Origin of the sequence: Frankia sp. Mgl5 (assembly GCF_023242985.1) — a bacterium.
Lineage (GTDB): Bacteria > Actinomycetota > Actinomycetes > Frankiales > Frankiaceae > Parafrankia > Parafrankia soli.
Window position 1 is genome coordinate 1 of sequence record NZ_JALKFY010000753.1, and the last position, 1,759, is coordinate 1,759.

Genomic DNA, 1,759 nt, shown 5'->3' on the forward strand with positions numbered 1-1,759 from the left:
CCAGCGCCGTCGGCGCCCGGCGGGTTCGCAAGGGGGCGGCGAGCGCGGTCACCCGGTGGGTGCGGGAGAACGGCGGGCGGGTACCCGCCCAGCTCGGCGAGATCGTGGACGGTATCTCCGCCTCGGGCGGTACCCCGCTGGTCGTAGGCGAGGTCACCGACGGCCCGTCCGGCCCGGCCGCGCGGGTGCTCGGCGTCATCCAGCTCAAGGACGTCGTGAAATCCGGCATGCGGGAGCGCTTCGATGCCATGCGCCGGATGGGTATCCGCACCGTGATGATCACCGGGGACAACCCGCTCACCGCGAAGGCGATCGCCGACGAGGCGGGTGTCGACGACTTCCTCGCCGAGGCGACTCCGGAGGACAAGCTCGCGCTGATCCGCAGGGAGCAGGCGGGCGGCAAGCTCGTCGCGATGACCGGAGACGGCACCAACGACGCGCCCGCGCTCGCGCAGGCCGACGTCGGGGTGGCCATGAACACCGGCACGTCGGCCGCGAAGGAGGCCGGCAACATGGTCGACCTCGACAGCAACCCGACGAAGCTCATCGAGATCGTCGAGATCGGCAAGCAGCTGCTCATCACCCGCGGGGCGCTGACGACCTTCTCCATCGCCAACGACGTCGCCAAGTACTTCGCGATCATCCCGGCGATGTTCGCCGGCGTCTACACCGGCCTGGACAGGCTCAACGTCATGCGGCTGGCCAGCCCCGAGTCGGCGATCCTCTCCGCGGTCATCTTCAACGCCCTCGTCATCGTCGCGCTGATCCCGCTCGCGCTGCGCGGTGTGCGCTACACCCCCGCCAGCGCGTCGAAGCTGCTCAGCCGCAACCTCTACGTCTACGGCCTCGGTGGGATCGTCGTCCCGTTCGCCGGCATCAAGGTCATCGATCTTCTCGTCCAGTTCATCCCGGGAGTGGGCTGAACCATGTCAACTCGGCTTCCGTCCTGGCTGCGCCAGCACCTCGCGGCGCTGCGCGCCCTGCTCGTCCTCACCGTCCTGCTCGGGCTGGCCTACCCGCTGGCGATCCTGGCGCTGGCCCAGATCCCCGGCCTGAAAGACCGGGCGGACGGGTCCTTCGTCACCAACGCCGCCGGCCAGCGGGTCGGCTCCTCCCTGATCGGCCAGTCGTTCACCGACAGCGACGGCAACGCGCTGCCCGCGTACTTCCAGAGCCGGCCGTCCGCCGCGGGCGACGGCTACGACCCGACCGCCACGTCGGCGTCCAACCTCGGGCCCGAGGATGTCGTCGACACCCCCGACGACCCGGCCACCCCCGAGGACGAGAGCGGGCAGAGCCTGCTCACCCAGGTCTGCGAGCGCAGCCTGGCGATCGGTGAGCGGGAGGGGGTCGACGGCGGCCGGAAGTACTGCACCGCTTCCGGCGTCGGGGCCGTCCTCGCCGTCTACCACGCCGGCCCCGGTCCCGCCGGCCCGATCATCCGGGTGGTGAGCGCCAACGAGCCCTGCCCCACCGCCCCGTTCCTCGCCACCTACCAGGGAGTCGCGGTCGCCTGCCGCGCCCCCGGCGACGACATCGCCGCGGGTGAGCGGGTCCTCGTCCGCGGCGACGCTCCCGAGACCCCGGCCGTGCCCGCCGACGCGGTGACCGCCAGCGGCAGCGGCCTCGACCCCGGCATCAGCCCGGCCTACGCCGAGCTGCAGATCCCCCGGGTCGCCCGCGAGCGCGGCCTGCCCGCCGGCAAGGTCCGTGACCTCGTCAACGAGAACACCACCGGCCGGGCCCTGGGCTTCATCGG

At 72.1% G+C, this 1,759-nt stretch carries 2 protein-coding genes; both read left to right on the plus strand.

Features of this window, described 5'->3' with window-relative positions; genetic code table 11:
• Positions 1-923 (plus strand): HAD-IC family P-type ATPase (locus tag MXD62_RS27390; protein ID WP_248832281.1); only part of this gene is annotated, 923 nt, incomplete at its 5' end.
• Positions 924-926: 3 nt separating this feature from the next.
• On the plus strand, positions 927-1,759 hold an 833-nt coding region (locus MXD62_RS27395), incomplete at its 3' end, for a potassium-transporting ATPase subunit C (protein WP_248832282.1).